The organism is Nonomuraea sp. NPDC049129 (assembly GCF_040648495.1).
Classification (GTDB): domain Bacteria; phylum Actinomycetota; class Actinomycetes; order Streptosporangiales; family Streptosporangiaceae; genus Nonomuraea.
In genome coordinates, this window is record NZ_JBEZDU010000010.1 from 49,856 (window position 1) to 71,793 (window position 21,938).

A 21,938-nucleotide genomic window follows, 5' to 3' on the forward strand; every position below is an offset into this window, starting at 1 on the left:
AGAAGTTCACATGGGGACGGCCAGAGGGCGAGTGTCAGGCCCGTACGGAAACGACCGTGCGGGCCTGGCCGCCGTTCCGGCAGTAGACGATCACCGGGTACGTACCTGTTCGGGCGGCCCTGAACGACGGCGTCCAGGCGGCGGCCGACGCCGGAGCGAACGCCTGGCGCGGGCTGAAGGCGCCGGAGGCCACGCCGCGTACCTTGGACCCACCGCACACCGCCGTGACCGTCACCTGCCCGCCCACCCTGACCGAGGCGGGGCTGACCCCGGCACCCGCGTTGATCGCCGACAGGGCGATGCCGCCGGGCTGCTGGGCCGGCGGAGCGCTGGTCGGCTGCGTGGTGGGCTTGCTGGTCGGGGCAGAGGTGGGGGCGGTGGTCGGGGTGGTCGTGCCGCCGCCGAAGGTCACGTCCGAGCAGGAGTAGAACGCCTCGGGGCTGTCGCTGCGCTGCCAGATGGAGTAGATCAGGTGGCGGCCCTGCTTGGCGGGCAGCTTGCCCTGGAGGTTGTAGGCGCCGTCCGTCAGCGCGGGATCGCGCTGGGTGAGGAACGGCTTCGACTCCAGGTCCGACCACTTGAGCGGCTTCGACGGGTCATAGCCGTCCTTGGTGACGTACAGCTCGAAGGAGCCCTTGTGCGGAGCGGTCGACCGGTAGCGGAAGGTGAACGAGGCGCCGCTCGACATGCTGGTGGCGGGCCAGTCGGCGCGTGCCTGGTCGAAGCCGCGGTACTTGTCGCGGCCCGCGCTGCACAGCTTGCCGTCCGGGATGAGCTCGCGGTGCCTGCCCGCGGCGTTCGCCAGGTTGACCTCGTTCCAGTCGTAGAGCGGCTGGGTGCCGCCGAGTTCCACGGCCTTCTTGCAGGCGGCGGACTTGGGGCTCTCCGGGTTCTCGTTGTAGCAGACCAGGGTCCGGCTGGGCGGGTTGTTCATGGTGCCGTGGGCGTTGGCGACACCGGGCGCGACGGTCAGGACGAGCAGCGTGGGAACGGTGAGGGTGGCGGCGGCGAGCGCCTTGCGCTTGATCTGCATGTAGATCACGTTGAAGCATGAAAAGGGGCGAAAAATGCTCTTTAAACCGCTCTTAAGGTTGACTTAGGTGCCTTTTCAGTGCGGCGGATCCAGACCTGGACCTGCGCCCCGCCCAGCGACGAGCGGTCCAGCCGGAGTGACCCGCCGGACGACTCCGCCAGGCGGCGGGCGATGTCCAGGCCGAGCCCGGTCGAGCCGGCGCCGCTGGTGCCCCGCTCCAGCGCCGCCTCCGGGTCCGCGATGCCGGGACCGGCGTCGGAGATCAGGATGCCGACCGTGTCCTTGCCCTCGTGCAAGGACACGCTGAACGCGGTGCCCTCGGCCGTGTGCCGGAACACGTTGCCCAGCAGCGCGTCGACCGCCGCGGTCAGCTCGGTCGCGGGCACCGGCACGCGTACCGGCAGCGTCGCGCCGATGAGCTGCCACGGCCGCTGCTGGTCCTCCGCCAGCGCCGACCAGAACGTCAGCCGGTCGCGCAGCACCTCCGCCGCGTCGCAGACCCGGTCGGCGCGTGACGGCCGCCTGGCCGCGGAGATGATCGTGTCCACCTCGCTCTCCAGCCGGGCCAGCGCCTGCCTGCTCGGCTCGGCCTGCGTGCCGAGCTGGTCGAGGCTGAGCCGGAGCGCCGTGAGCGGCGTACGCAGGCGGTGTGACAGGTCGGCGGCCAGCTCGCGTTCGGCGGCGAGCAGGTGGGTGACCCGGTTGGCCATCGCGTTGAACGCCGTGGCCGCCGCGACCAGCTCCGGCGGCCCCTCGGGGTAGATGCGCTCGCTCAGATCGCCCGCGCCCAGCGCGGTGGCCGCAGAACCGAGCCGGCGGGCCGAGCGGACCACGCGCGCGCCCAGCCGGTCGCCGACGAGCACCGAGCCGAGCACGAGCACCACGGCCACACCCGTCAGCACCGCCCACGACGTGCCGACTCCCCGGTTCAGGTCGTCGGCGGGCACGAAGACCTCGATCACCGCGCCCCGGTCACCGTCCAGCGCGACCGGCCGGAGCAGCGCCTGGCCCGCAGGCAGCTCGACGGAGTCGGCCCTGGTCTGGGCCGCCGCCCGCGCCACCTCGGCGGCCGGGGCGCGGGACGTGCCCGTGGTCGGGCCGCCGTTGACGTGGATGGCCAGCAGGCCGCGCCGGCCCGCCTCGGTACGCGCCATCGCGTGCGCGAGGTCGTCTGTCTTGGTGGTCAGGGCCAGCACCGGGACCAGCGCCGACGCCTGGCGTTCGGCACCGGAGACCGCCCTGCTCTGCGCCGTCTCCTTGACGATCAGGGCGAGCGGTACCAGGAAGGCCAGCGCCACCATCGAGGTGACGGCGACCATCAGCACGGCCAGCGCGCGTCTCATCGGGGCGCTGACAGCATGAAGCCGACACCCCGGACGGTATGCAGGTAGCGGGGGTTCGAGGCGCTTTCGCCGAGCTTGCGGCGTAACCAGGACAGGTGCACGTCGATGGTCTGGTCGTCCCCGTACGCCTGGTGCCAGACCTCGGTCAGCAACTCCTTGCGGGTGACGACCCGGTCGGCCCGCGTGGCGAGGTAGGCGAGCAGGTCGAACTCGCGCCTGGTCAGCGTGAGCGGCCCGCCGTCCAGCGCGGCCGTCCGCCGGTTGACGTCGACCACCAGCCCGCCGACGCGCAGCACCTGTGGCGGCGGCGCGGACCTGGCCCGGCGCAGTACGGCGTCCAGCCGGGCACCCAGGTGGTCGCCGGAGAACGGCTTGACCAGGTAGTCGTCGGCTCCCGCCTCCAGCAGCCTGACGATCTCGGCCTCGTCGTCGCGGGCCGTGGCCACGATGACCGGTACGTCGGAGATGCCGCGCACCATCTTCAGCGCCTCCGAGCCGTCGAGGTCGGGCAGGCCGAGGTCGAGGATGACGGCGTCCGGCGGGTTCTGCGAGATCTCCCGGAGCGCGTCCAGGGCGCAGCCCGCGCTGCGCACCGCGTGCTGCCGGCCGGCCAGCTCGCGGATGATCGCCGATCGGACGAATTCATCGTCTTCGACTACAAGAACCGTCGCCATGCGCACCAACCGTCCATAATTCGTCCCATGCGTCGAGCCCTCGGATACATCGTGGTCTGGTGTGGAGCCACCGTGATCGCGGTCTCAGTGTCGTGGTTCGGCGTGCGCGGTGTCTTGCGTACCGAGTTCGTGGACGATGTCCAGGTTGAGCCGTTCCTGGCGCAGGCGGTCGCGGACGGCGACCGTACGCCCGGCCAGGCGCCCGCTCCCGCCAAGACGTCCGCTCCCACCAGGACGCCCACTCCCACGAAGACGCCTGCCCCCACGAAGACGCCCACACCTACCAGGACGGCGGCTCCCACCAAGCCCGCGGCGCGGAAGACGCAGGCGCCCGCACCCACCAGCACCCCGAAGAACCTGCGGGTGGTGTCGGTGAAGGGCGGCGAGGTGGCGTTCACGCTGGGCCCCGACGGCTGCCGCCTGGTGTCGGCCACTCCCAGGAGCGGCTACTCCACCAAGGTCGCCAGGAACACCGGCTGGATCAGGGTGGACCTGGTCAAGGGCGAGCACGGCTCGGGGGTCTGGTGCATCAGTGGCGAGCAGCGCACCGACACCTGGGAGTACTGATGGCGCTCACTACTACGGACGGAGTAGCCGAGCCATAGCCGTACAGCCGATTCCCAGCGCTGCCCCAGGTGCGAACGTGACCGCATGGACGCACTGCGGAAAGCGCTGGGAGCCCTCTCAGCGGCCTACGCGCTGATCTTCTTCTGCGCGGCGCTGCTGCACACCGGGCTTCCGCTCGGCCCGCTGCGCGAGCCCGTGATCGTGCCGGCGACGATCGTGGAGACGCTCTGCGGCCTGGCCATGCTCGTCGGCGCCCGCGGCGCGCTGAGCCGCCGGCCGTGGGCGTGGGACGGCTTGTTCCACACCCACGCGGGCGCGCTGGCCGGGGTGCTGATGGGGATACTCGCGATGGCGTTCGGCGCGGGCGAGACGACCGCACTGAACACCTGGTATCACCGCACGATGGCGGCACTGTTGATCGCGGGCCTGGCCGCCGCCGGTTACGTGTCGAGGGTACGCAGATAGGCATCGGCTTCGGCGATGTGGTCCTCGGTGAAGACGCGGATCCCGTTGAGCTCCAGCAGCGCCGTGGTGACGCCCTGGCCGGGTGTCCGGCGGCCCCGGAACGTGCCGTCGTAGACGGTCAGCGAGCCGCACGAGGGGCTGCCCTCTTTAAGCAGCGCCACCCGGACGCCGAAGGAGCGGGCGACGGCGAGCGCCGACTGCGCGCCCGCCAGGAACTCGGCCGTGACGTCGGACCCGTCGGCGGTGAGCACGCGGGCGGCTCCCGACAGCACGGCCGCGCCGCTGACCCCGCCCTCGATCTCGGCGGCCGGGCGCGGGGTCGGCAGCCCGCCCTCCACCTCGGGGCAGAACGGCACCAGGCGGCCCTCCTCGCGCCAGGCGGCGAGCCGGGCGTCGGCGCTGGTCTTGGCGCCGCCGTCGTAGCGCACCCGCCGGCCCATCAGGCAGGCGCTGACGAGGACTCTCTCCATACCGACGATTTTAGGAGCGCGATCGGCACCAGCGAGACGGCGGCCAGCGCGATCGCGCAGCCGAACGCGTAGGTGAACGGCTCGGCGACGCCCGCCCTGGTGAAGACCTGCAGGAGTACGGCCAGCAGCGCCACGCCGAACGACGACGCCAGCCGTACCGAGATGTTGCTCAGCGTGGAGGCGGCGGGCATGGCGGCCCGGTCGAGCGTCTTGAACGCGGCGGCGGCCACGGAGGGCGCGACCAGCCCGTGCCCGAGGCCCAGCACGAACATCGGGACGACCCCGCCGAACAGCACGAACCCCAGCACGCCGAGCGTCGCCAGCGCCACGCCCGCCGCACCGACCCCGCGCGGCCCGCTCCGGTCGGTGAGCTTGCCGGCGATCGGCATGGTCAGGGCCGCGCCGACTCCCATCGGCGCCAGCAGCAGTCCCGCGTCCAGCGCGTCGCCGCCCTGGGCGAGCTGGCTGTAGAGGGGGACGAGCACGGTCACGCCGAACAGCGCCGCCGAGTAGCAGATCAGCGCGACCACCGCGGCCGCGAACGTACGGTCGCCGAACAGCCGCAGGTCGAGCAGCCCGCCCGGCGTCCGTACCGCCTGCACCGCGAACACCGCCACCAGCGCGAGCCCGCCCCACAGCGCCGGATGGGCGAGCGAGGCGCCGTTGCCCACCTCCGACAGGCCGTACACCAGCGCGGCCAGGCCGGGGGAGAGCAGCGCCAGGCCGAGCACGTCGAGGCGGCTCCCGCCGGTCGGCTGCCCGCCGGGCAGCAGCTTGATCGCGGCCACCAGGGCGATGACGCAGACGGGCAGGTTGATCAGGAAGAGCCAGTGCCAGTCGAGGTCGCGCACGATCACGCCGCCGAGCACGGGCCCGAGCACCGGGGCCAGCATCGCGGGCACCGAGATCATGGCCATCGCCCGGCCCATCCGGTCCTGGCCCGCTACCTGGGCCATCATCGCCTGGCCGACCGGCATGAGCAGGCCGCCGCCCAGCCCCTGGACCGCGCGGAAGGCGATCAGGGCGCCCACCGACCAGGCCGTGGCGCTCAGGGCGGAGCCGCCGGCGAACAGCACCAGCGAGGTCAGCCAGACCGCCTTCGTGCCGAACCGGCCGACCGCCCAGCCGGTGATCGGGATGGTCATGGACAGGGCCAGCAGGTAGCCGGTGATCACCCACTGCATGGTGGCGAGCGTCGTGTGGAAGTCGCGGGCCAGGACGTTGACGGCCACATTCATGATCGTCGTGTCGAGAATCGTCATGATCACGCCCAGCAGGACCACCAGGCCGGTCGTTTTGAGGGGATCTCGTACGCTGTATCGCATGACGTACACCGTAACACTTCTCGTACGGCGTATCGCCCCGCTTAGACTGGGCTCGTGAGTTCCGTCTGGTCGCGGCCCGCGCCGCAGCGACGCCCCGCGCTGACCCGGGAGGCGATCGTGGCCGCCGCGATCGCGATCGCCGACGCCGAAGGGCTGGGGGCCGTCTCGATCCGGCGTGTGGCCACCGAGCTGGGCGCCCGCGCGATGACCCTTTACTCCTACATCGAGCGCAAGGAAGACCTCCTCGACCTGATGGCCGACGAGATCGCCGCGGAGGTGCTGGTCGACGAGCCGCTGCCGGAGGACTGGCGCGAGGCGATCCTGACCATCGCCCGGCGTGAGCGGGAGATGGTGCTCCGGCACCCGTGGCGGGTCGACCTGGTCTCCCAGCGCGTCTCCGTCGGCCCCAACGGCCTGCGTCATGTCGAGCAGTCGCTGGCCGCGCTCGACGGGCTGGCGGTCGACCAGCCGGCCAAGTGGCGGATCCTGGCCGCGATCGACGACTACTCGCTGGGCTTCATCGTCCGCGAGTCGCTGGAACGCGCCGCGCCCCGCCGGATGGGGGTCAGCGACGCCGAGCGGACCGCCCTCGCCGAGCCCTACATGCGGGAGCTGGTCGCCAGCGGCGCGTTCCCCCGGCTCGCGCCGCTGATCGAGGGCGGAGTGGCGGGCGCCGACGACACCTACGAGCGAGGTCTCAACTGGCTGCTGGACGGAATCGAGGGCGACCTACCCGGGCGATAGCCTTTTCCCGATGAACACCACCGTCGCCACGATCGTGATCGTCGGCTCGCTGCTGCTCGCCCTGGCGAGCCTGATCGCCGCGATCCGCAACCGGTCCATGGGCATGATCCTGCTGGTCGGGTTCGCCGTGCTGGAGGTGGCGGTGCTGGTTCAGGCGGGCATCGTGATCGCCGCAGTGGTCGGCGGCCAGGGCCCCGCCGAGAAGGGCACGCTCTACGGCTATCTCGCCGGCCAGGCGGTCATCCCGCCGGCGGGCGTCTTCCTCGCGCTGGCCGAGCGGAGCCGGTGGGGGCCGGCGATCCTGGTCGTGGCCGGGTTCGCGATCGCGGTGATGACGGGCCGGCTGATGCAGATCTGGCAGGGCCTCCCGTGAGCGGGCCGGCGATCGGCAGCGGGCCGGGCCGGGCGCTCGTCGCCGTCTACGGGCTCTTCGCGCTCGCCGCAGGCGCGCGGGCCACCGTGCAGATCCTCACCAAGTTCGGCGAGGCGCCGCTGGCCTACACGTTGTCGGCGCTCGCCGCGCTGGTCTACATCCTGCTCACCGTCGCGCTGGCCCGTGGCGCGCGCACCCTCGCGCTGGCGGCGCTCGGCGTGGAGCTGGCGGGCGTGCTGCTCATCGGCACGGCCAGCGTCCTCGATCCGGCCGCTTTCCCGGAGGCCACCGTCTGGTCGGTCTACGGGAAGGGTTACCTGTTCATCCCGCTGGTCCTGCCGTTCGTCGGCCTCTACTGGCTGCTGCGCAGGCGTTAACGGGCCGAGGGCTCGGGCAGGGGCCCCTCATGAGCACGATCGAGCACTCCGTAGATGTCCAGGTCCCCGTCAGGGTGGCATACAACCAATGGACGCAGTTCGAGAGCTTCCCCGAGTTCATGGAGGGTGTCGAATCAGTCAAGCAGCTCAGCGACACACGTACGGCATGGGTCACCGAGATCGCGGGAGTCAAGCGCGAGTTCGAGGCCGACATCACCGAGCAGCACCCGGACGAGCGGATCGCCTGGCGATCGGTCGACCGGCCGCACCAGGCGGGTGTGGTGACCTTCCACCACCTCGACCCGAACACGACCAAGGTCACGCTCCAGATGGAGTACGACCCTGAGGGCTTCGTCGAGACGGTCGGCGACTGGCTGCAGATCGTCCGCCTGCGCATCAGGAACGACATGGAACGCTTCAAGTCGTTCATCGAGGCGCGCGGCGGCGAGACCGGCGGCTGGCGCGGCGACGTGCCCGGGCCGCACCAGAGCGGCTCCGGTTACGACCAGGGCGACCAGCCGGTACCGCCCGTGACCGGGGACCGGCCGACGCCGCCCGGTGGTGGTGATCGGCCGATGCCGCCCGGCACCATCGGCGGTGGCGGCGAGTTCCCCGGCGGCGCCACGCTCCCGCCGCCCGGCCCCGTGCCGAGCCCCCCGCCCGGCCCGGTGCCTCCGCGTGACGAGCCGCCGCAGGAGCCGCGCCCCATCCTGTGATGGCTTTACCGCAAACCCCCCGGGTGTTCTCGGGGGGTTTGCCATGTTTAGGAATAAATGCGGGTTTCGGGCCTGTTAACATGGCGATTCATCCCATGACTTGATGAGTGGAGGACCGTCCCCGCATGAGCGTGCTCGTCCAAGAGACCGACCAAGAGTCCAAAGGCAGATCCCTTGTCTGGCTCCTCGTGCTGGGAATCGTTCTCGCGGCGCTCAACCTGCGTACCGCCGTCACCAGCGTGGGCCCACTGCTCGACCAGCTCGCCGGCGCGCTCGGCATGTCGAGCGTCGGCACCGGACTGCTCACCACGCTACCCGTGCTGGCCTTCGCGACGGTCGGCGCCGTCACGCCCACGCTGGCCAGGCGCGTCGGCGAGCACCGGCTGCTGCTGCTCGCGCTCGTCACGCTCGGCGTGGGCCTGCTCGTACGCTCGCTGGTCGACTCCGCGCCGGTGTTCCTGCTGAGCAGCGCGGTCGCGCTGTCGGGCGGGGCCGTCGGCAACGTGCTCATCCCGACGCTGATCAAGCGTCACTTCCCGGGTCGTACCGGGGTCATGACCACCGTCTACACCGTGGCGCTGGCCGTCGGCACCATGCTCGCCGCCGCGGCCACCGTGCCGATCGAGCGCGCGTCAGGTGACTGGCACATCGCGCTCGGCGTGTGGGCGGCCCTGGCCGCCGTCGCCGTCATTCCGTGGCTTGCGCTCCTGCGCAGTGAGCCGGAGCGGCGCATCGGCCAGGAGGACGCGGGCATCCGCCGGCTCGTCAGGAGCAAGCTGGCCTGGATGGTCGCGATCTACTTCGGCACCCAGTCCATGATCGCTTACATCATGTTCGGCTGGCTCGCCACCATCCTCACCGACGGCGGCTACACCACCGGCCAGGCCGGGCTCCTGCTCGGCGTGTTCACCGCGTTGAGCATCCCGGTCTCGATCCTGGTGCCCGTCCTCGCCTCCCGCTTCCGCGACCAGCGGCCGGTCGTCGTCGGGCTCGTCGCCTGCTACGCCATCGGGTTCGCCGGGCTGTGGCTCGCGCCGATCTCGACGGCGGCGGTCTGGGTGACGTTCGTGGCGATCGGCATGGGGTCGTTCCCGCTGGCGCTGATGATGCTCGCCCTGCGTACGCGTACGCCGGAGACCACCGCCGCGCTGTCGGCGTTCGGGCAGAGCGCCGGCTACCTGATCGCGGGTGCGGGGCCGCTGCTCGTGGGGGTGCTGCACCAGATGACCGGTGGGTGGACGCTGCCGTACGCGCTGATGTTCGCGGTGCTGGTCGTGCAGCTTCTCACCGGGCTGTACGCGGGACGTGACCGGTATCTCGAGGACGAGTCCCTGCCGGTGAACAAGCCCGTCCCTGCCAGAATGGGCGGATGAACTCGACAGTTGTCACCTTCCCCGACGGTCATGTCAGTGGCCGCTCGGAAATCGTCGGGGCCGTGCCGGCGGGGGGCCGGCACGGTCTCGTCGTCGCCGAAACACCGTTCCACCCGCTCGATCACACCTGGCCGGACCAGCCCGCCGACCGGGGCACGATCGGCGGGCTGCCGGTGGCCGACTGCGTCACGGGGGCCCAGTCGGGCACCGGCGAGATCTTCCTCGGCCCCGACATCCCGGTACGCCGGGGCACCGAGGGCTGGGCCTGGCTGGTCGTCCACGTGACCGAGACCCCGCTGCCCGTGGGGACCGAGGTCGCGCTGGAGGTGGACCCCGGCCACCGGGCGGCCCTGTCGGCCGGGCACACCGCCTGCCACCTGGCCGCGCTCGCCCTGAACGCCGCCCTGGCCGGGCACTGGCGCAAGCCCGCGGCGCCCGACGGGCTCGGCCACCCGGACTTCGACCAGAGCGCGATCACCTCGTCGCGGATCTCCCCCTTCGGCAGCGAGGACGTCTACCGGCTCGGCAAGTCCCTGCGCAAGAAGGGGTTCTCCGCCGAGGGACTGGACCTCTCGCAGGTCACCTCGGAGATGAACGACCGGCTCAAGGCGTGGGTCGCGGCCGACGCGGCGGTCTGGCTCGACGTGCCGGGGCCCGGGCTGACGGCCCGCCGTACGTGGCACTGCGCGCTGCCGGAAGGGGAGACCTCGATCCCGTGCGGCGGCACGCATGTCCGGGGTACGGCGGAGCTCGGGGTCGTCACGGTCGAGCTGGATCTGGCGGATGCCGCGCTGACCATGCGTACTACTTGTCGCTGAGGACTACTTGTCTCTGAGGAAGGCGAGCACCCGCTGCCAGGCGTCGGCGCAGGCCTCCTCGTGCCCGGCGGCGGTGGCGTCGAAGAAGCCGTGCGGGGCGCCCGGGTACGTGATCAGCTCGTGCGCCACCCCCGCCTCCGTCAGCGCCTCGCCGAACTCGCTCACCTGCTCACCGGTGATCTTTTCGTCGGCGCCCCCGAACAGGCCCAGGATCGGCGCGCCCAGCTCGGCCGCGTGCTGCGTCGGCCCGGGACCGTACGGGCCCACGATGCCCGGCGCGCCGTAGAAGCCGATCACGCCCGCCAGCCCGAAGCGCGGCGCCGATGCCAGGAACGCGTTGCGCCCGCCCGCGCAGAACCCGAGCGCCACCGCCGGCCTGCCCAGCCGGTCGGCCGCGGCCATGATGTCGTCCTGGATGCTCTCCCTGCCGAGCTTGGAGACGTGCTCCATGAAGGGGAAGTCCTCGCCCCGATCGTCGTCGGTGGCGGTCCTGCCGTAGTAGTCGATGGCGATGGCCGGGTGACCCTGCTCCGCCAGCCGTACGGCCAGCTGCTTGTAGAAGTCGTGCAGCCCGCGCAGGTCGGGCAGGATGACCACGCCCGGCCCGCGGACGTCGTCGGGACGAGCCTCGTAGGCGGCGAACACGGTGCCGTCGGCCGAGGTCAGCCTTATGCCGGAGGCGCTCGTGCCGGTGATGGGGGCGGTGGGGACGGGTGGTTGCGCATCGTCGTCGTAGCACATGATGGGGCGAAATTACCAAAGCACCGACTCGGCCGACAGGCGTGTCAGCATGTGTTGACAAGCGGATGCTTGTCAGCGCATGCTGACACCATGAAGGTCAACGAGCTGGCCGAGGCGGCCACCGATCGCGATCCCGGCGTGGGTCTGGCGGCCGTGGCCGCCCTGAGAGCTCTGCTGGAGGAGCTCGAGGCCACGCACGTGTCCAACGCCCGGGACCAGGGGTGGTCCTGGGAGCAGATCGCCGACGCCCTCGGGGTCAGACGGCAGTCCGCGCACCGCAAGCACGCCCGCCGAGTCGGAAGGTAGCCACATGCTCGCCAGATTCACCGACCCCGCCCGCCGCACGCTGATCAGGGCCGGCACGCTGGCCCTCGACGCGGGGCGTCCGGCGCTCACCCCTGACCTCCTGCTGCTCGCCCTGGCCGAGATCCGGCCCTTCTCGCTGGAGCGGTTCACCGTGACGGCTGAGGATGTACGGGGGCAGGTGGATCTCGGTGACGCCCGTGAACTGCTCGCCACCCTGGGGATCGACCTCGACGCCGTGCACCGCCGTTCCAGGGAGGGGACCTCCGACCCCGCGCGGTGGCGACTGACGAGGTCGCGCCTCAAGCCGCTGCGGATGACCCTGTACGGGCCGTTGGGCGCGGTACCACTGGCCATGCACGCGCGCAAAGCGGTGGAGGTGGCGATGTGGCGGCCGGGGGCGGTGACGGGGGAGCGGCTGCTTTGGGGGTTGTTGGCCGACTATTCGAACGGAGTGGGGCGGATTCTGCGGGACGGCGGGGTGGACTTGCGGGCGCTGGTGGAGGAGGCGGGGATACCGGTGGCCCAGACGGCGTAGCGCCGGTGGAGGCGGGGATGCCGGTGGCCCAGGCAGCGTAGTGCTGCGTCAGGACGGGACGTTGAGGTGGGTGATCTTGTCTGGGTTCGCGATGAGGTAGATCGTGTCGATCTTGCCGTCCGTGACGAGCAGGGAGATGACGGTGACGACCCGGCCCGCGGCCGAGGCGACTATGGCGGGTGCGCCGTTCACGTTCGCCAGATCGTACGACAGGGTGACCAAGTCGCTTACGCCGATCGAGGCCATGAACTTGGCGATGCCGCCGGGGGTGACGATGGACGTCATGAAGCGCGTCACGTTCGCGGCGCCGGTCAGGGCGCGCAGCGGGGACCGGGCCTTGCCGCCGCCGTCGCTCACCAACGTCACGTCGGTGGACAGCAGCTCGATCAACCCGTCCAGGTCACCGCTGGTGGAGGCGCGGATGAAGCGTTCGGTGATGCGCCGCCGCTCGCCGCGGTCCACATCGAAACGGGGCCGCTTCTCCTGTACGTGATCGCGGGCGCGCCTGGCCAGCTGCCGCGTGGCGGGCTCGGCCCGGCCGATCACCTCGGCGATCTCGGAGAACGGCAGATCGAACGCCTCCCGCAGCACGAACACCGCCCGCTCCAGCGGCGAGAGCGTTTCGAGCACCACGAGCAGCGCGAACTCCACGGAATCGGCCAGCTCCGCGTGCTCCGCCACGTCGGGCGCGGTGCTGATGGGCTCGGGCAGCCAAGGGCCGACGTACGACTCGCGCCGCGACTTCGCCCACCGCAGCCGGTCGATGGCCAGCCGCGACGTGATCCTGACCAGGTACGCCTTGGGGTCGGCGACGGTCGTCTCATCCACGCCGGACCAGCGCAGCCACGCCTCCTGCACCACGTCCTCGGCATCGGTCACGGTGCCCAGGATCCGGTACGCGACGCCGGTCAGCAGGCCGCGGTGGTCTTCGAAGGTCGACATGAGACTTAAGACGTATCACGGGGGATCGTGTGTGACACAGCCGCCGCAGGATTCCTATACACTGAGATCGCACCAAGGGGCTATAGCGCAGCTGGTAGCGCACCTCCATGGCATGGAGGGGGTCTGGGGTTCGAATCCCCATAGCTCCACTCGATCGGCGGGGTTTTCGTGGTTGCTCGCCCCCTACGGGGGCTTCGCTTCCCCACGGCGACTTTGTCGAGATGGCGCGCCTCGCCAAGTGATCCACGATCTCGTTGTACGGCTGCTCCGCTGTGTGGCCGAGAAACCGCACCGCTCTGCGGGACGTCATCTCGGTTGATCGTGTGACTACGTTCGCCCGCATGGGCGCAAGTCGCGGGAGGCCGTTTCCCCGTGTTGGGGCTTCTTCGGCCCCAGCGGCTTCACGGGTTCTAGGCGTTCGTGGTCGGCGAGGTTGCGGAAGCCCAGGGCGGACGCCCCGTCGCCGATCAACCGTGTCGGGTCGGCCGGTAGGTCAGTACCTGCGTGTGGCCGTCGAAGGTCCGGGCCTCGAGCAGTTCGAGGTCGAAGTCGTCCGCACCGTCGAAGATCCGGTCCACGCCGGTCGTCCCGGAGATCACTGGGAAGACCGTTACCTCGATGGCGTCGATCAGGCCGGCGTTCAGCAGTGTCCGGTTGAGGGTCAGGCTGCCGTGGGAGCGCAGCGGCACATCGGATTCGGCCTTGAGGCGCGTGACCACCTCGACAGGGTCGCCGGACTCGATGGTCGTGTCCGGCCAATCGAGCGGCTCGGTCAGCCGGCTGGAGAGCACCGTGACCGGGGAGTCGAACATGCGCGTGATCCACCCGTCGAACAGGCTGCGGTCGAAGCCCGCGTCAAGGAACGGCGCGTTCGACGAGTAGGTCTTGGCCCCGAGCACCATGCGCAGCGGGTCGCGGTAGGCGGCGGCGCGATGGGCGAGGAATTCGGGGCCCTGCTTGCTCCAGTAGCCGCCCCAGTCGCCGTTGTGGTTGGCGAAGCCGTCGAGCGTGGAGAAGATGTCGAAGGTGTACGTGGCAGTCATGGGTGTCTCCTTGCGGGAAGTTGGCCGCGCCTGCTTTGTCGCGGCCTCACCCTTGCTACGAACACCACCGCCCCGATCCGACACGTCTCCCGGATTTGTGGCAAAACTTTCCGGGCTCATCCAGGGGCACTACCGGAGGTCGGCAGAAGCGCTGGCAGCTTCGGGAAGAGGAACGTACTTGCCGAGGAACTGCCGGGCTGTCGGCTTGTCCAGGCGGTAGTCGTAGTTGGTTCCCTTGCAGGCGTCGTCGGCCCCGCTGATCGACGTGGCCACGAGGAGGTGCGAGTCGGGGCCGCCCAGGAAGTTCGGGCCGCCTGAGTCGCCGAAGCAGGTGCTGCCGTCCCCATGGGAAGCCAGGGACAGGTCCAGCCATTTGGCGGACAGGTTCTCGAAGGAGATGGACGCTTGGCGGCGCGTGTCGGTGTAATGCCACTGCTCGCCGTGCCCTCCCTTGTCCTGGGCGCCGTGCTCACCCTTGGCCGGGGAGAGGGCGCCGTACCCGACGGGGGTGAAATGGGCGGACTTCAGCTTGCCGTCGGCCTTGAGGCGGTCGAGCATGCCCACCTCCGGCAACTGGGCCGGGCGGATGCCCGTGACGGGCTTGTCGAAGACGACGACTGCCATGTCGTGCAGATCCGAGTCCGTCGTGAACCGCGGGTCGGGGATGTACCGGCCGGAGTAGAGCTGGTCGCCGCGCGTGTAGTGGTGGGCGAAGGAGACCTGGGCCGTCTTCTGATTCCGCTCCCCGCAGTGCGCGGCGGTGAGGAAGACCGTCGGCGAGACGAGGGTGCCGGTGCAGTACGCCCAGGTACCGTCGGAGTGCGGCTTCTCGGCGACGAGGGCCCCTACTTCCGGGTGGGCGTCACCGTCGTCCGAGCCGTTGGTGATGGCTGCCGCGGGCGTAGCTGAATAAGCAACCGTGGCCGCAATAACTAGGACAAAAGGGACGTAACGCATCTGAGGAGTGTAGGCGGAACATAGCCTCCGCATGGAATACCGTGCAAAAAATTTACCTCCGCCAGGGCTGATGTGACGCTTGTGAGTGCGGGGACGCGGGATTCGGCGATGCTGCGCGCATAGACGGGTGATCTATGCGTGGTGACTCTGCTCCGCTGGGTGCCATCACGCGATCTCCAGATGATCGCGTGATGGCCGTTCACCTGCGTCCCGAGCGCCGATCAGCCGGAGTTGCCCGGCCATGATGACGGCACGTTGTTCAGGAACAGGGACTTGCCGCTCATCGGCTCGCACCACACGCCACGATTGCCCGTGCAGAAGTCGTCCCGCTCGTAGCCGGCCCAGTTGGCGATCGGGCCGCCGTCCGGCCCCGTGAGGTGCTTCCAGGTCGGCAGTGTGCCGTCGATGAGCGTGCTGCCGAAGGAGTACATCTTTGTGCGGTCGGGGTAGTAGGTGATGGATGCGTTATTGCTGGAATCGAGCTGCTTTTTCATGATGTTGTTGAAGAAGATGTTGTTGTAGCCGGATGATCCGGACCACTTCACCGCCTTCTTTCCCGCGGCCCACCAGATCGGGAACCATTGCGAGTCGTCCGGTGGGCTCCCGCCCTCGTCACCGCAGTTGCTGTAGCAGCTCCCCGGCCGGTGCCCGTACGGCGTGTTGACGCGGTTGAGCTCGAAGATGTTGTTGCGTTCCCAGCCGCCGTGCAGGTTGAGGTCGGAGTCGAAGTCGTTGCCGATGGCCACGTTGCCGGAGGCCGACCACTGGAAGGTGAAGTGCCGCAGGTTGCGGGTGGCGTTGCCGGCGTACACCGAGTCCCAGACGCGGGAGCCGCGGAAGTAGCCGTTGCCGCCCTTGCCCTTGTTCCATGAACCTTCCAGGTAGTTGTTGATCACCGAAAGGTTCTTGGCCTCCTCGGTCACGATGGCGTGGGAACCCGTCATGTACGACCGGACCCCCTTGACCCAGCCGTTGATCGCCCACTTCAGCACGATGCCGTGCATCTCCCCGGCCGGATCCATGTTGCCGTAGTTGTGGCTGGCCGAGACGGCCTCCTCGGAGGGCATGTCCTGGGTGAAGTACAGGTTCTCGATCCCCACCCCCAGGACCGGATCGACGATCGGCGAGGCCTTGGAGTCGAAGGGCTTGTCGAGCCCGGGAATGGGGTCCGAACCGTCGGAGGTGGAGTTGACCGGCACGTCGTACTCCAGCGGCTTGTCCAGCGTGATGGTCTTGCCGTTGACCGCCGTGATCTTGAAGATCTGCTGCCGCATGTGCAGGTTCTGGAGTTCGTGCTCGGTCGGCACGGCCTCCATCTGCTGGTAGAACTTCATCGTGTTGGCGGCGCGGATGTTCACGTACGCGCCGGCCTTGAAGTTCGCCATGATCTTGCTGTTGGTGCTGTCGGCCAGGGCGATCGTCATGTCGCCCGTCCGCGCGGCGAGTCCCTCGCCCCACTTCGCGCTCTCCTTGAGCTTCGCGCCGACCTTCCAGTGCACGTTCACCGTGCCCTCGAAGATGTCCTTGCGGTTCTGCGGCGCCGCCTTCCAGCCGTTCTCGTAGTCGGGATGGCGCTCTCTGGCCTGCACCCGGAACAGGCCGCGCCCCGGCCAGATCCATCCGCCGGGAGCGGGTTCGGCATTGCCGTCCCCGCGGTCGACGGTCATCGCGTCCTCGTCCCAGTCCGCTCCGTCGGCGGTGAGTTTGTCGTAGCGGGTGTTGGCATCGGGGGTGTAGACGACGCGGGTGCCGGTGTCGGGATCGGAGCCCTCGCCGCGCAGCACCATGTAGTCGGCGTCCACGTAGATCTGGTGGGTCACGTTGAGCGTTCCGGCCGGCAGGGTGATCTGGCTGAGGCTGTGGTATCCGGCGCTCGGTGAGCACGTGCCCTTGATGTGGTCGATGGCGTTCTGGATGCCGCCGGTGTCGTCCTGCCCGTCGTTCGGCCGCACGCCGTACTGGCTCCGCATGGCGGCGGAGGTGATGGCGCACGCGCCGTTCGGGTTGAAGTCACCGGCGCCGGGCAGGTCGCCGCCGTCCAGATATCCGGCCTTGGTCCAGTCGCGCAGGCCGATCTGGAGCCCGCGGCGGTTCCCCGCGGACAGGTCCAGGTCCTTCAGCGGCGCGGGCGGGGGAATGTACAGGTCGGGGTAGCCGCACGTGTGCTCGGCGTTGGGCGACCAGGCGCGTGGCGACACCGCGTTGTACTTACCGGTGATCTGGACGTAGAACGCGTCGCCCTTCTCCGCGGGATCGGCGGGATTGTCGATCTTCAGGACGTGGTGGTTCTGATAGAAGCGATTCAGATCGGTACCGCCCTGGCTGTTCTGCGCTGCGTTGATCATCCGGCACGAGACCCCCTTGCCCGCGGCCGCGCCCTCCGCCGTGGAGTTGAAGGGATATTCGTCGCAGCTGTCTAGATCACCCGGGGGACGCGGCAGGCTGCGGGGGCAGGCGATGTCCCGGTTGTCGCCCTCCTTGGCGCCCCGCGTCAGCGGGACGCCGCCCGGCTCGCCGGGGGCGGGGCCGCCGTCCTTCATGCCGGGTACGCCGCGCCGTCGCTGAGCGTCGCGGATGTGCAGCGCGTGTTCCTGCACCTCTCTGTTGTCGAGGGCGAAGGTCATCGTGTCCGGTTGCTGCGGGAACACGCAACCGGCGTCCTTGATGGTGGAGTCGATCCCGTCGCAGCGGATGTCCGGCTCGGTGGCCAGCACCGACATCGCGGGCTGATCCGGGTGCTCCGGGAAGATGATCTCCACCCGGCCGAGCACCGTCGCCCAGGACACCTCACCGCTCCGGGCCGACACGACGGTGTCGGTGGTCCAGGTGCCGCGCACCGGAGCGTCGTACACCAGCGGGTGCGTGGGCAGGCCATCACCGCGCGGGAACTCCTTGTAGTCGCTCCCGTCGTCGAGCACCCTCGGGCAGGACGGCTTGACGCCGAGCTTCTCGCAGTAGAACGCCTTGGCCGCGACGCCGGCGCCGTTCACCTCGCCCCAGCTGCCCAGGGGGATCGCGACGACCTCGGCCTCGTAGCTCCAGGTGTTCATGGCCCGGCCGTCGGCGTTGACCTCGGCGTGCCAGTACTGCGTCACGAAGTAGTTGAGCTGGCCCAGCTGCTCGGTGCGGTCCCGGTTGTAGACCTTGGCGGCCTGCAGCGGGGTTCGCGCGCAGACCTCCACCCGGCTGATGAAGTGCCAGGCCCCCTCCGGGGAGGCCGCGCACCCGGCGGGCAGCGACGTGGCGGCCGCGCGGGTGGCCGTGCGTGCCTTTCGCGTGGTGAGGTCGGCGGTCTTCGGCTTCGTGCAGCCGTCTTTCCGTCCCCCGAAGAGCTTCACGGCCGCGGCGGAGCAGCCGTCGTGCACCTTGAGCCGGGAACCGGTCAGTGGAGTGTCCCAGTCCGCGTCGGCGGCGGGGACGCTGCCGGCGGGGGTGGTGGTGGGCGGCGGGGCAGGCTCGGCCGCCGCCGAGATTCCGGTCAGAAGGGGGAGGATGACGATGAGTCCAGCGAAAACCGCTAATAACCTCGATAAGCGTTGTAACACCCTGCCAGCTCCTTAGGGGATGACGGTGAGGAAGAGGGACGACTGTGTGTCGGTCCCGGTGGCGTCCACTCCGTGGCCGCCGGTGTAGTCGCGGCGTTCGTTGCCGGCCCAGTCGGTGATCGGGACGCCGCCGACGTCGAGGTGCTGCCAGCCGGTCCCGTTCCAGCCGAAGCGGTAGATCGTCGTGGGGCTCGGGTAGTAGTCCTCGTACGGTGCGGCCGGCCCGTCGGCCTGCTTCTTCAGCACGTTGTTGAACAGCACGTTGTTCGGCCCCGACGAGCCGGACCACTTGACGGCCTTGGGACCGGCCGACCAGTAGACGGGGAACCACGTGCCGTCGTCCGTGCCGCCGCCCTCGCCCCCGCAGCGCGCGGTGCAGCTGCCGGACCTGTGGTCGTACGGCACCGTGCTCCGGTTGAGCTCGAAGAGGTTGTTGCGCTCCCAGCCGCCGTGCAGGTTGATGTCGGAGTCGAACTTGTTGCCGATCGCCACGTTGCCGGAGGCCGACCACTGGAAGGTGAAGTGCCGCAGGCCGGTGGTGGTGTTCCCGGCGTAGACCGAGTCCCACACGCGCGAGCCGCGCAGGTAGCCGTTGCCGCCCTTGCCCTTGTTCCAGGCGCCGTCGAGCGTGTTGTCGACCACCGACAGGTTCTTGGCCTCCTCGGTGACGATGGGGTGCGACCCGGTCATGTGCGTGCGGATGCCCTTGATCCAGATGTCGGCCGCGTGCTTGACGACGATGCCGTGCATCTCGGCGGCCGGTGCCATGTTGCCGTAGTTGTGCACGGCGGCCTGTTCGTCCAGGCCGGGCATGTCCTGGGTGAGGAAGAAATTCGCGAAGCCCACGCCCACCACCGGGTCGATCAGCGGCGCGACCTTGGAGGCGTACACGGTGTTGTCGATGGCCGCGGAGCCGTCCGAGGTCGAGTCGACCGGCACGTCGAATTCGAGGGGCTTGTCGAGCTGTACGGTCTTCGCGGTGGTGTCGACTGCCTTGACCTTGAAGAGCTGCTGCCGCATGTGCAGGTTCTCCACCTCGCCGCTGCCGGCGGGCACGGTCATCTGCGCGTAGAAGTTTCGGGTGTTGGCCGCGCGTACGTTGACGTAGCCGCCCACCTTGATGCCCGCCATCAGCGCCGCCGAGGTGCTCGTGCTCAGGTAGACCGTGTCCTGGCCGGTCTTGCCGGCGAATCCCGGCGTGCCGGGCATGGCGCGCAGCTTGACGCCCGACACCCAGTGCGCGTTGACCGTGCCCTCGAACATGTCCTTGCGGTTGGCCGGGGCGTCGTCGTAGGTCTCGTCGTCCTCGTCGGCGGTTCCTGCGCCGGGGCAGCCGGTCTGCGCGCCGACCCGGTATTGGGCCGCCACGCATCGCGACTCGACCCGGAACAGCCCGCGGCCGGGCCACAGCCAGCCGCCGTTGGCCTTGCCCCACTCCATCGCGGACTGGTCCCAGTCGGAGCCGTCGGAGGTCAGCGTGTCGTACATGGTGGCGGAGCCCGGCCGGTAGACGATCTTGGTTCCGGTGGCCGGGTCGGCGCCGGCGCCGGTGATCACCAGGTAGTCGGCGTCCACCTTGATCTCGCCGGTCACCAGCAGCTCGCCCTGGGGGAGCTGGATGGAGCTGAGCCTGTTCGGGGCCGCGGTGGGGGAGCACTGTGTTCGTACGAAGTCGATCGCCGCCTGCAGGCCCGCGGTGTCGTCGCCGCCGTCGCCGGGGAGCACGTGGTACGTGGCGGCCAGTGTCGCGGGGGTCAGGCGGCACGCGGTGTCGGTGGTGTAGTCGGACGCGCCGGGGAGGGGCGCGCCCTCCCGGTAGCCCGCCTTGGACCAGTCGTAGAGCCCTGCCACGGGGGCACGGCGGTTGCCGGTCGTCAGATCGAGGCCGGTGCGCGCCTCACCGTCGGCGGGCGGCGTGGGGGTGACAGTGGGCGTGGGCGTGGGCGTGGGGGTTGGGGTTGGGGTTGGGGTGGGAGTCGGGGTCGGGGTGGGTGGCTGTGTGGTCACCGTGAACGTGGCCTCGGCGGAGACCGTGGTCCCGGCCGCGCTCCATCTCGCCTTCAGCTCGTGGCCACCGGTCGAAGCGCTCACCGTCCACTGGTACGGCGCGGTCGTGTCCTTGCCGAGGTAGGCGTTGTCCAGCAGGAACTTCACGCCGTCGGTCACCACGCCCGGATCGACGAGGTCCGCGGTGAAGGGCGCGGTCACGCTGCCCCCGGCCAGCGGGACCCCGTTCACCGCGAGGTACGGGCCATCGGCCCAGGCGACCGGAACCATGCCTAAGCCGAAGACGGCCACCAAGGCGGCCACCGGCCGCCGGCGAAACCTGAACACGTGGGAAGTCCTTCCTGTCGGGAAGCGCCGCCGATTCACGGGCGGGTGAATCGTCGCCGCCCCGGCGAGGGAAGTACATGGATCACGCACTACGCGGGAAACCGCGGGAAAGCCCACCTCCGACCTGCGGGGACGCCCGGAAAGCCGGGAAATCCCGGGACGCTCAGCGCCCTGCGGCCGCACACTTCCTGGCGCCGCTGGTGAGCTCGGCGCAGGCGTAACCCACCTCCGGGCCGGCCGCGGCGACCATGGGCGTGGCGGCGGCGGAGCCGGCGCGGTCCTTGCCCTTGGCTTCCGCTCCGGCGTCACCGGTGACGTTGACTCGGTCGTAGCGGCGCGCGCCGGTCAGCACGGCCCACGCGGCCCGGCACACCGCGCTGTAGCGCAGTTCGAGCCGCGCGTAGTCCACCTGCACCGACGCGGTGACGACGGCGTCGCGAGCGCAGCCCAAGGGCTCCGCCGTCCGCCCGGTGCAGTCGCTCGCCTGGCAGCTGCCCGCCGGGGCGGGCGTACGCGGCCCGGTCGGTGAGGCCACCGGGCGGGAGATCGCACCGGTCAGCACCGCGACCACCAACCCGATGGCCACCACCACGACCCCGATGGCGAGGATCGCGAGCCACCGCCGCGTCGGTGAGGAGTCTCTGACCACCCTGAAGGGCATGGTCGACTCCGCGTCATCCTCCTCGTCCACCCCGGGGCCGTCGCCGGTCGCCGTGTACGCCCCTTCGCCGGCGCGCCCGCCGGACTCGGCGGCCAGCTCCCACAGCGCCCGCAGCCGGGCCTGGTCGGCATCGGCCAACTCGCCCAGCGCGGCGACCACCGCGTATGGGGCGAGCGCCTGGCCGTTGAGGTACCGGCTCCAGGCCGACTTGCTGCACGCCGTCTTCTTCGCCAGCTGCCCCAGGCTCAGCGAGGTGCGGTCCTTCATGACGCGCAGTTCGCCGGTGAGGAGCCGCATCTCCGGGCTCAGCGAATCGGCTAACGGTCGCCAGGCGCTCACGCATCCCCCGTCCCCCGCGCGCACGCGGCCGAACTCATGGGCGTCATGGACTGATCTCGAGCCGATGATATTCGGCGAAATCACTCGGTATCTGGAGCGACCAGGCATTCGACCATGAGGATCCGGCCGGTCGGCAGGTAGCTGGTCGGCCCGGCGGTCGAAACGCAGCGGGCCGATCTGCCCTCCGTAACCCAATGGTTGCTTTACGTGTGCTTAGGTAGTCCTTTGACAAGTTTGTGGGCCGGAGTGGGGTTGAA

Annotated in this window: 22 protein-coding genes and 1 tRNA gene; 11 read left to right on the plus strand and 12 right to left on the minus strand. The window is 70.0% G+C overall.

Annotated elements, in window-relative coordinates:
- Positions 1-34 precede the first annotated feature (34 nt).
- The 3 genes from AB0B64_RS29965 to AB0B64_RS29975 are packed head-to-tail and all read right to left on the minus strand — an operon-like array spanning position 35 to position 3,050.
- Positions 35-1,033 (minus strand): lytic polysaccharide monooxygenase, encoded by a 999-nt coding sequence (locus AB0B64_RS29965; RefSeq protein ID WP_358181513.1) that lies wholly within the window; start codon positions 1,031-1,033, stop codon positions 35-37.
- Positions 1,034-1,074: 41 nt separating this feature from the next.
- Complete coding sequence (locus AB0B64_RS29970; RefSeq protein WP_358181285.1) at positions 1,075-2,376, minus strand: HAMP domain-containing sensor histidine kinase; 1,302 nt, start codon at positions 2,374-2,376, stop codon at positions 1,075-1,077.
- Positions 2,373-3,050 (minus strand): response regulator transcription factor, encoded by a 678-nt coding sequence (locus tag AB0B64_RS29975; RefSeq protein WP_357939849.1) that lies wholly within the window; start codon positions 3,048-3,050, stop codon positions 2,373-2,375. Before AB0B64_RS29975 ends, AB0B64_RS29970 begins: the two co-directional genes overlap by 4 nt.
- 27 nt (positions 3,051-3,077) lie before the next feature.
- Between AB0B64_RS29975 and AB0B64_RS29980 the strand changes: the two genes are divergently transcribed.
- The gene (locus AB0B64_RS29980; RefSeq protein WP_357939851.1) at positions 3,078-3,617 is read left to right on the plus strand and encodes a hypothetical protein; all 540 of its coding nucleotides are present in this window, start codon (positions 3,078-3,080) and stop codon (positions 3,615-3,617) included.
- Positions 3,618-3,701: 84 nt separating this feature from the next.
- Positions 3,702-4,082: a hypothetical protein gene (locus AB0B64_RS29985; RefSeq protein WP_357939853.1), complete on the plus strand. Its 381-nt coding sequence runs from the start codon at positions 3,702-3,704 to the stop codon at positions 4,080-4,082.
- On the opposite strand, the gene AB0B64_RS29990 is transcribed toward AB0B64_RS29985, so the two are convergent.
- Positions 4,058-4,552, minus strand: a complete 495-nt coding sequence (locus AB0B64_RS29990) for a DUF523 domain-containing protein (protein ID WP_357939855.1) — start codon at positions 4,550-4,552, stop codon at positions 4,058-4,060. The two genes, AB0B64_RS29985 and AB0B64_RS29990, sit on opposite strands and share 25 nt — an antisense overlap.
- Positions 4,522-5,877, minus strand: coding sequence for an MDR family MFS transporter (locus tag AB0B64_RS29995; RefSeq protein ID WP_358181288.1), 1,356 nt, complete (start codon positions 5,875-5,877; stop codon positions 4,522-4,524). The genes AB0B64_RS29990 and AB0B64_RS29995 overlap by 31 nt, the downstream gene beginning before the upstream one ends.
- Before the next feature lie 54 nt (positions 5,878-5,931).
- Here AB0B64_RS29995 and AB0B64_RS30000 point away from each other — a divergent pair, with 54 nt between their 5' ends.
- The 6 genes from AB0B64_RS30000 (at position 5,932) to AB0B64_RS30025 (ending at position 10,278) form a co-directional block, all read left to right on the plus strand.
- Positions 5,932-6,621, plus strand: coding sequence for a TetR/AcrR family transcriptional regulator (locus tag AB0B64_RS30000; protein ID WP_358181291.1), 690 nt, complete (start codon positions 5,932-5,934; stop codon positions 6,619-6,621).
- Between the two features lie 10 nt (positions 6,622-6,631).
- Entirely contained in the window at positions 6,632-6,994 is a 363-nt protein-coding gene (locus tag AB0B64_RS30005; RefSeq protein WP_357939861.1) for a hypothetical protein, read from the plus strand.
- Complete coding sequence (locus tag AB0B64_RS30010; RefSeq protein ID WP_357939863.1) at positions 6,991-7,371, plus strand: hypothetical protein; 381 nt, start codon at positions 6,991-6,993, stop codon at positions 7,369-7,371. The genes AB0B64_RS30005 and AB0B64_RS30010 overlap by 4 nt, the downstream gene beginning before the upstream one ends.
- Before the next feature lie 29 nt (positions 7,372-7,400).
- On the plus strand, positions 7,401-8,087 hold the full coding sequence (locus tag AB0B64_RS30015) for an SRPBCC family protein (protein WP_357939865.1): 687 nt from the start codon (positions 7,401-7,403) through the stop codon (positions 8,085-8,087).
- A 125-nt stretch (positions 8,088-8,212) separates the two neighbouring features.
- Complete coding sequence (locus tag AB0B64_RS30020; protein ID WP_357939866.1) at positions 8,213-9,460, plus strand: MFS transporter; 1,248 nt, start codon at positions 8,213-8,215, stop codon at positions 9,458-9,460.
- The gene (locus AB0B64_RS30025) at positions 9,457-10,278 is read left to right on the plus strand and encodes a metal-dependent hydrolase (protein WP_358181294.1); all 822 of its coding nucleotides are present in this window, start codon (positions 9,457-9,459) and stop codon (positions 10,276-10,278) included. Before AB0B64_RS30020 ends, AB0B64_RS30025 begins: the two co-directional genes overlap by 4 nt.
- A gap of 3 nt (positions 10,279-10,281) precedes the next feature.
- Here AB0B64_RS30025 and AB0B64_RS30030 read toward each other — a convergent pair whose 3' ends face one another.
- Entirely contained in the window at positions 10,282-11,019 is a 738-nt protein-coding gene (locus AB0B64_RS30030; RefSeq protein ID WP_357939870.1) for a dienelactone hydrolase family protein, read from the minus strand.
- Positions 11,020-11,109: 90 nt separating this feature from the next.
- Here AB0B64_RS30030 and AB0B64_RS30035 point away from each other — a divergent pair, with 90 nt between their 5' ends.
- Positions 11,110-11,325 (plus strand): helix-turn-helix domain-containing protein, encoded by a 216-nt coding sequence (locus AB0B64_RS30035; protein WP_357648152.1) that lies wholly within the window; start codon positions 11,110-11,112, stop codon positions 11,323-11,325.
- 4 nt (positions 11,326-11,329) lie between these two features.
- Positions 11,330-11,860, plus strand: a complete 531-nt coding sequence (locus tag AB0B64_RS30040; protein WP_358181297.1) for a Clp protease N-terminal domain-containing protein — start codon at positions 11,330-11,332, stop codon at positions 11,858-11,860.
- Positions 11,861-11,908: 48 nt separating this feature from the next.
- Here the strand turns inward: AB0B64_RS30040 and sigJ are convergent, their stop codons facing one another.
- Entirely contained in the window at positions 11,909-12,802 is an 894-nt protein-coding gene (gene sigJ, locus AB0B64_RS30045; RefSeq protein WP_358181300.1) for an RNA polymerase sigma factor SigJ, read from the minus strand.
- Between the two features lie 76 nt (positions 12,803-12,878).
- Here sigJ and AB0B64_RS30050 point away from each other — a divergent pair.
- Positions 12,879-12,951, plus strand: a tRNA-Ala gene (locus AB0B64_RS30050).
- 318 nt (positions 12,952-13,269) lie between these two features.
- Here AB0B64_RS30050 and AB0B64_RS30055 read toward each other — a convergent pair.
- The 5 genes from AB0B64_RS30055 to AB0B64_RS30075 form a co-directional block, all read right to left on the minus strand.
- Positions 13,270-13,845, minus strand: coding sequence for a dihydrofolate reductase family protein (locus tag AB0B64_RS30055; RefSeq protein WP_357939876.1), 576 nt, complete (start codon positions 13,843-13,845; stop codon positions 13,270-13,272).
- A gap of 129 nt (positions 13,846-13,974) precedes the next feature.
- On the minus strand, positions 13,975-14,802 hold the full coding sequence (locus tag AB0B64_RS30060) for a trypsin-like serine protease (protein WP_357939878.1): 828 nt from the start codon (positions 14,800-14,802) through the stop codon (positions 13,975-13,977).
- 221 nt (positions 14,803-15,023) lie between these two features.
- Positions 15,024-18,347: a NucA/NucB deoxyribonuclease domain-containing protein gene (locus AB0B64_RS30065; RefSeq protein WP_358181303.1), complete on the minus strand. Its 3,324-nt coding sequence runs from the start codon at positions 18,345-18,347 to the stop codon at positions 15,024-15,026.
- A 12-nt stretch (positions 18,348-18,359) separates the two neighbouring features.
- On the minus strand, positions 18,360-20,681 hold the full coding sequence (locus AB0B64_RS30070; RefSeq protein WP_358181306.1) for a hypothetical protein: 2,322 nt from the start codon (positions 20,679-20,681) through the stop codon (positions 18,360-18,362).
- A 163-nt stretch (positions 20,682-20,844) separates the two neighbouring features.
- A complete protein-coding gene (locus tag AB0B64_RS30075) occupies positions 20,845-21,681 on the minus strand; it encodes a DUF2690 domain-containing protein (RefSeq protein WP_358181309.1) in 837 nt (278 codons plus the stop codon).
- Positions 21,682-21,938: the final 257 nt, after the last annotated feature.

Coding starts and splice junctions, on each gene's coding strand:
- AB0B64_RS29965 (WP_358181513.1), bottom strand. CDS start 1,033: ATGCAGATCAAGCGCAAGGCGCTCGCCGCCGCCACCCTCACCGTTCCC.
- AB0B64_RS29995 (WP_358181288.1), bottom strand. CDS start 5,877: ATGCGATACAGCGTACGAGATCCCCTCAAAACGACCGGCCTGGTGGTC.
- AB0B64_RS30005 (WP_357939861.1), top strand. CDS start 6,632: ATGAACACCACCGTCGCCACGATCGTGATCGTCGGCTCGCTGCTGCTC.
- AB0B64_RS30025 (WP_358181294.1), top strand. CDS start 9,457: ATGAACTCGACAGTTGTCACCTTCCCCGACGGTCATGTCAGTGGCCGC.
- sigJ (WP_358181300.1), bottom strand. CDS start 12,802: ATGTCGACCTTCGAAGACCACCGCGGCCTGCTGACCGGCGTCGCGTAC.
- AB0B64_RS29990 (WP_357939855.1), bottom strand. CDS start 4,552: ATGGAGAGAGTCCTCGTCAGCGCCTGCCTGATGGGCCGGCGGGTGCGC.
- AB0B64_RS30060 (WP_357939878.1), bottom strand. CDS start 14,802: ATGCGTTACGTCCCTTTTGTCCTAGTTATTGCGGCCACGGTTGCTTAT.
- AB0B64_RS30020 (WP_357939866.1), top strand. CDS start 8,213: ATGAGCGTGCTCGTCCAAGAGACCGACCAAGAGTCCAAAGGCAGATCC.
- AB0B64_RS30055 (WP_357939876.1), bottom strand. CDS start 13,845: ATGACTGCCACGTACACCTTCGACATCTTCTCCACGCTCGACGGCTTC.
- AB0B64_RS29985 (WP_357939853.1), top strand. CDS start 3,702: ATGGACGCACTGCGGAAAGCGCTGGGAGCCCTCTCAGCGGCCTACGCG.
- AB0B64_RS30030 (WP_357939870.1), bottom strand. CDS start 11,019: ATGTGCTACGACGACGATGCGCAACCACCCGTCCCCACCGCCCCCATC.
- AB0B64_RS29980 (WP_357939851.1), top strand. CDS start 3,078: ATGCGTCGAGCCCTCGGATACATCGTGGTCTGGTGTGGAGCCACCGTG.
- AB0B64_RS30035 (WP_357648152.1), top strand. CDS start 11,110: ATGAAGGTCAACGAGCTGGCCGAGGCGGCCACCGATCGCGATCCCGGC.
- AB0B64_RS30040 (WP_358181297.1), top strand. CDS start 11,330: ATGCTCGCCAGATTCACCGACCCCGCCCGCCGCACGCTGATCAGGGCC.
- AB0B64_RS29970 (WP_358181285.1), bottom strand. CDS start 2,376: ATGAGACGCGCGCTGGCCGTGCTGATGGTCGCCGTCACCTCGATGGTG.
- AB0B64_RS29975 (WP_357939849.1), bottom strand. CDS start 3,050: ATGGCGACGGTTCTTGTAGTCGAAGACGATGAATTCGTCCGATCGGCG.
- AB0B64_RS30015 (WP_357939865.1), top strand. CDS start 7,401: ATGAGCACGATCGAGCACTCCGTAGATGTCCAGGTCCCCGTCAGGGTG.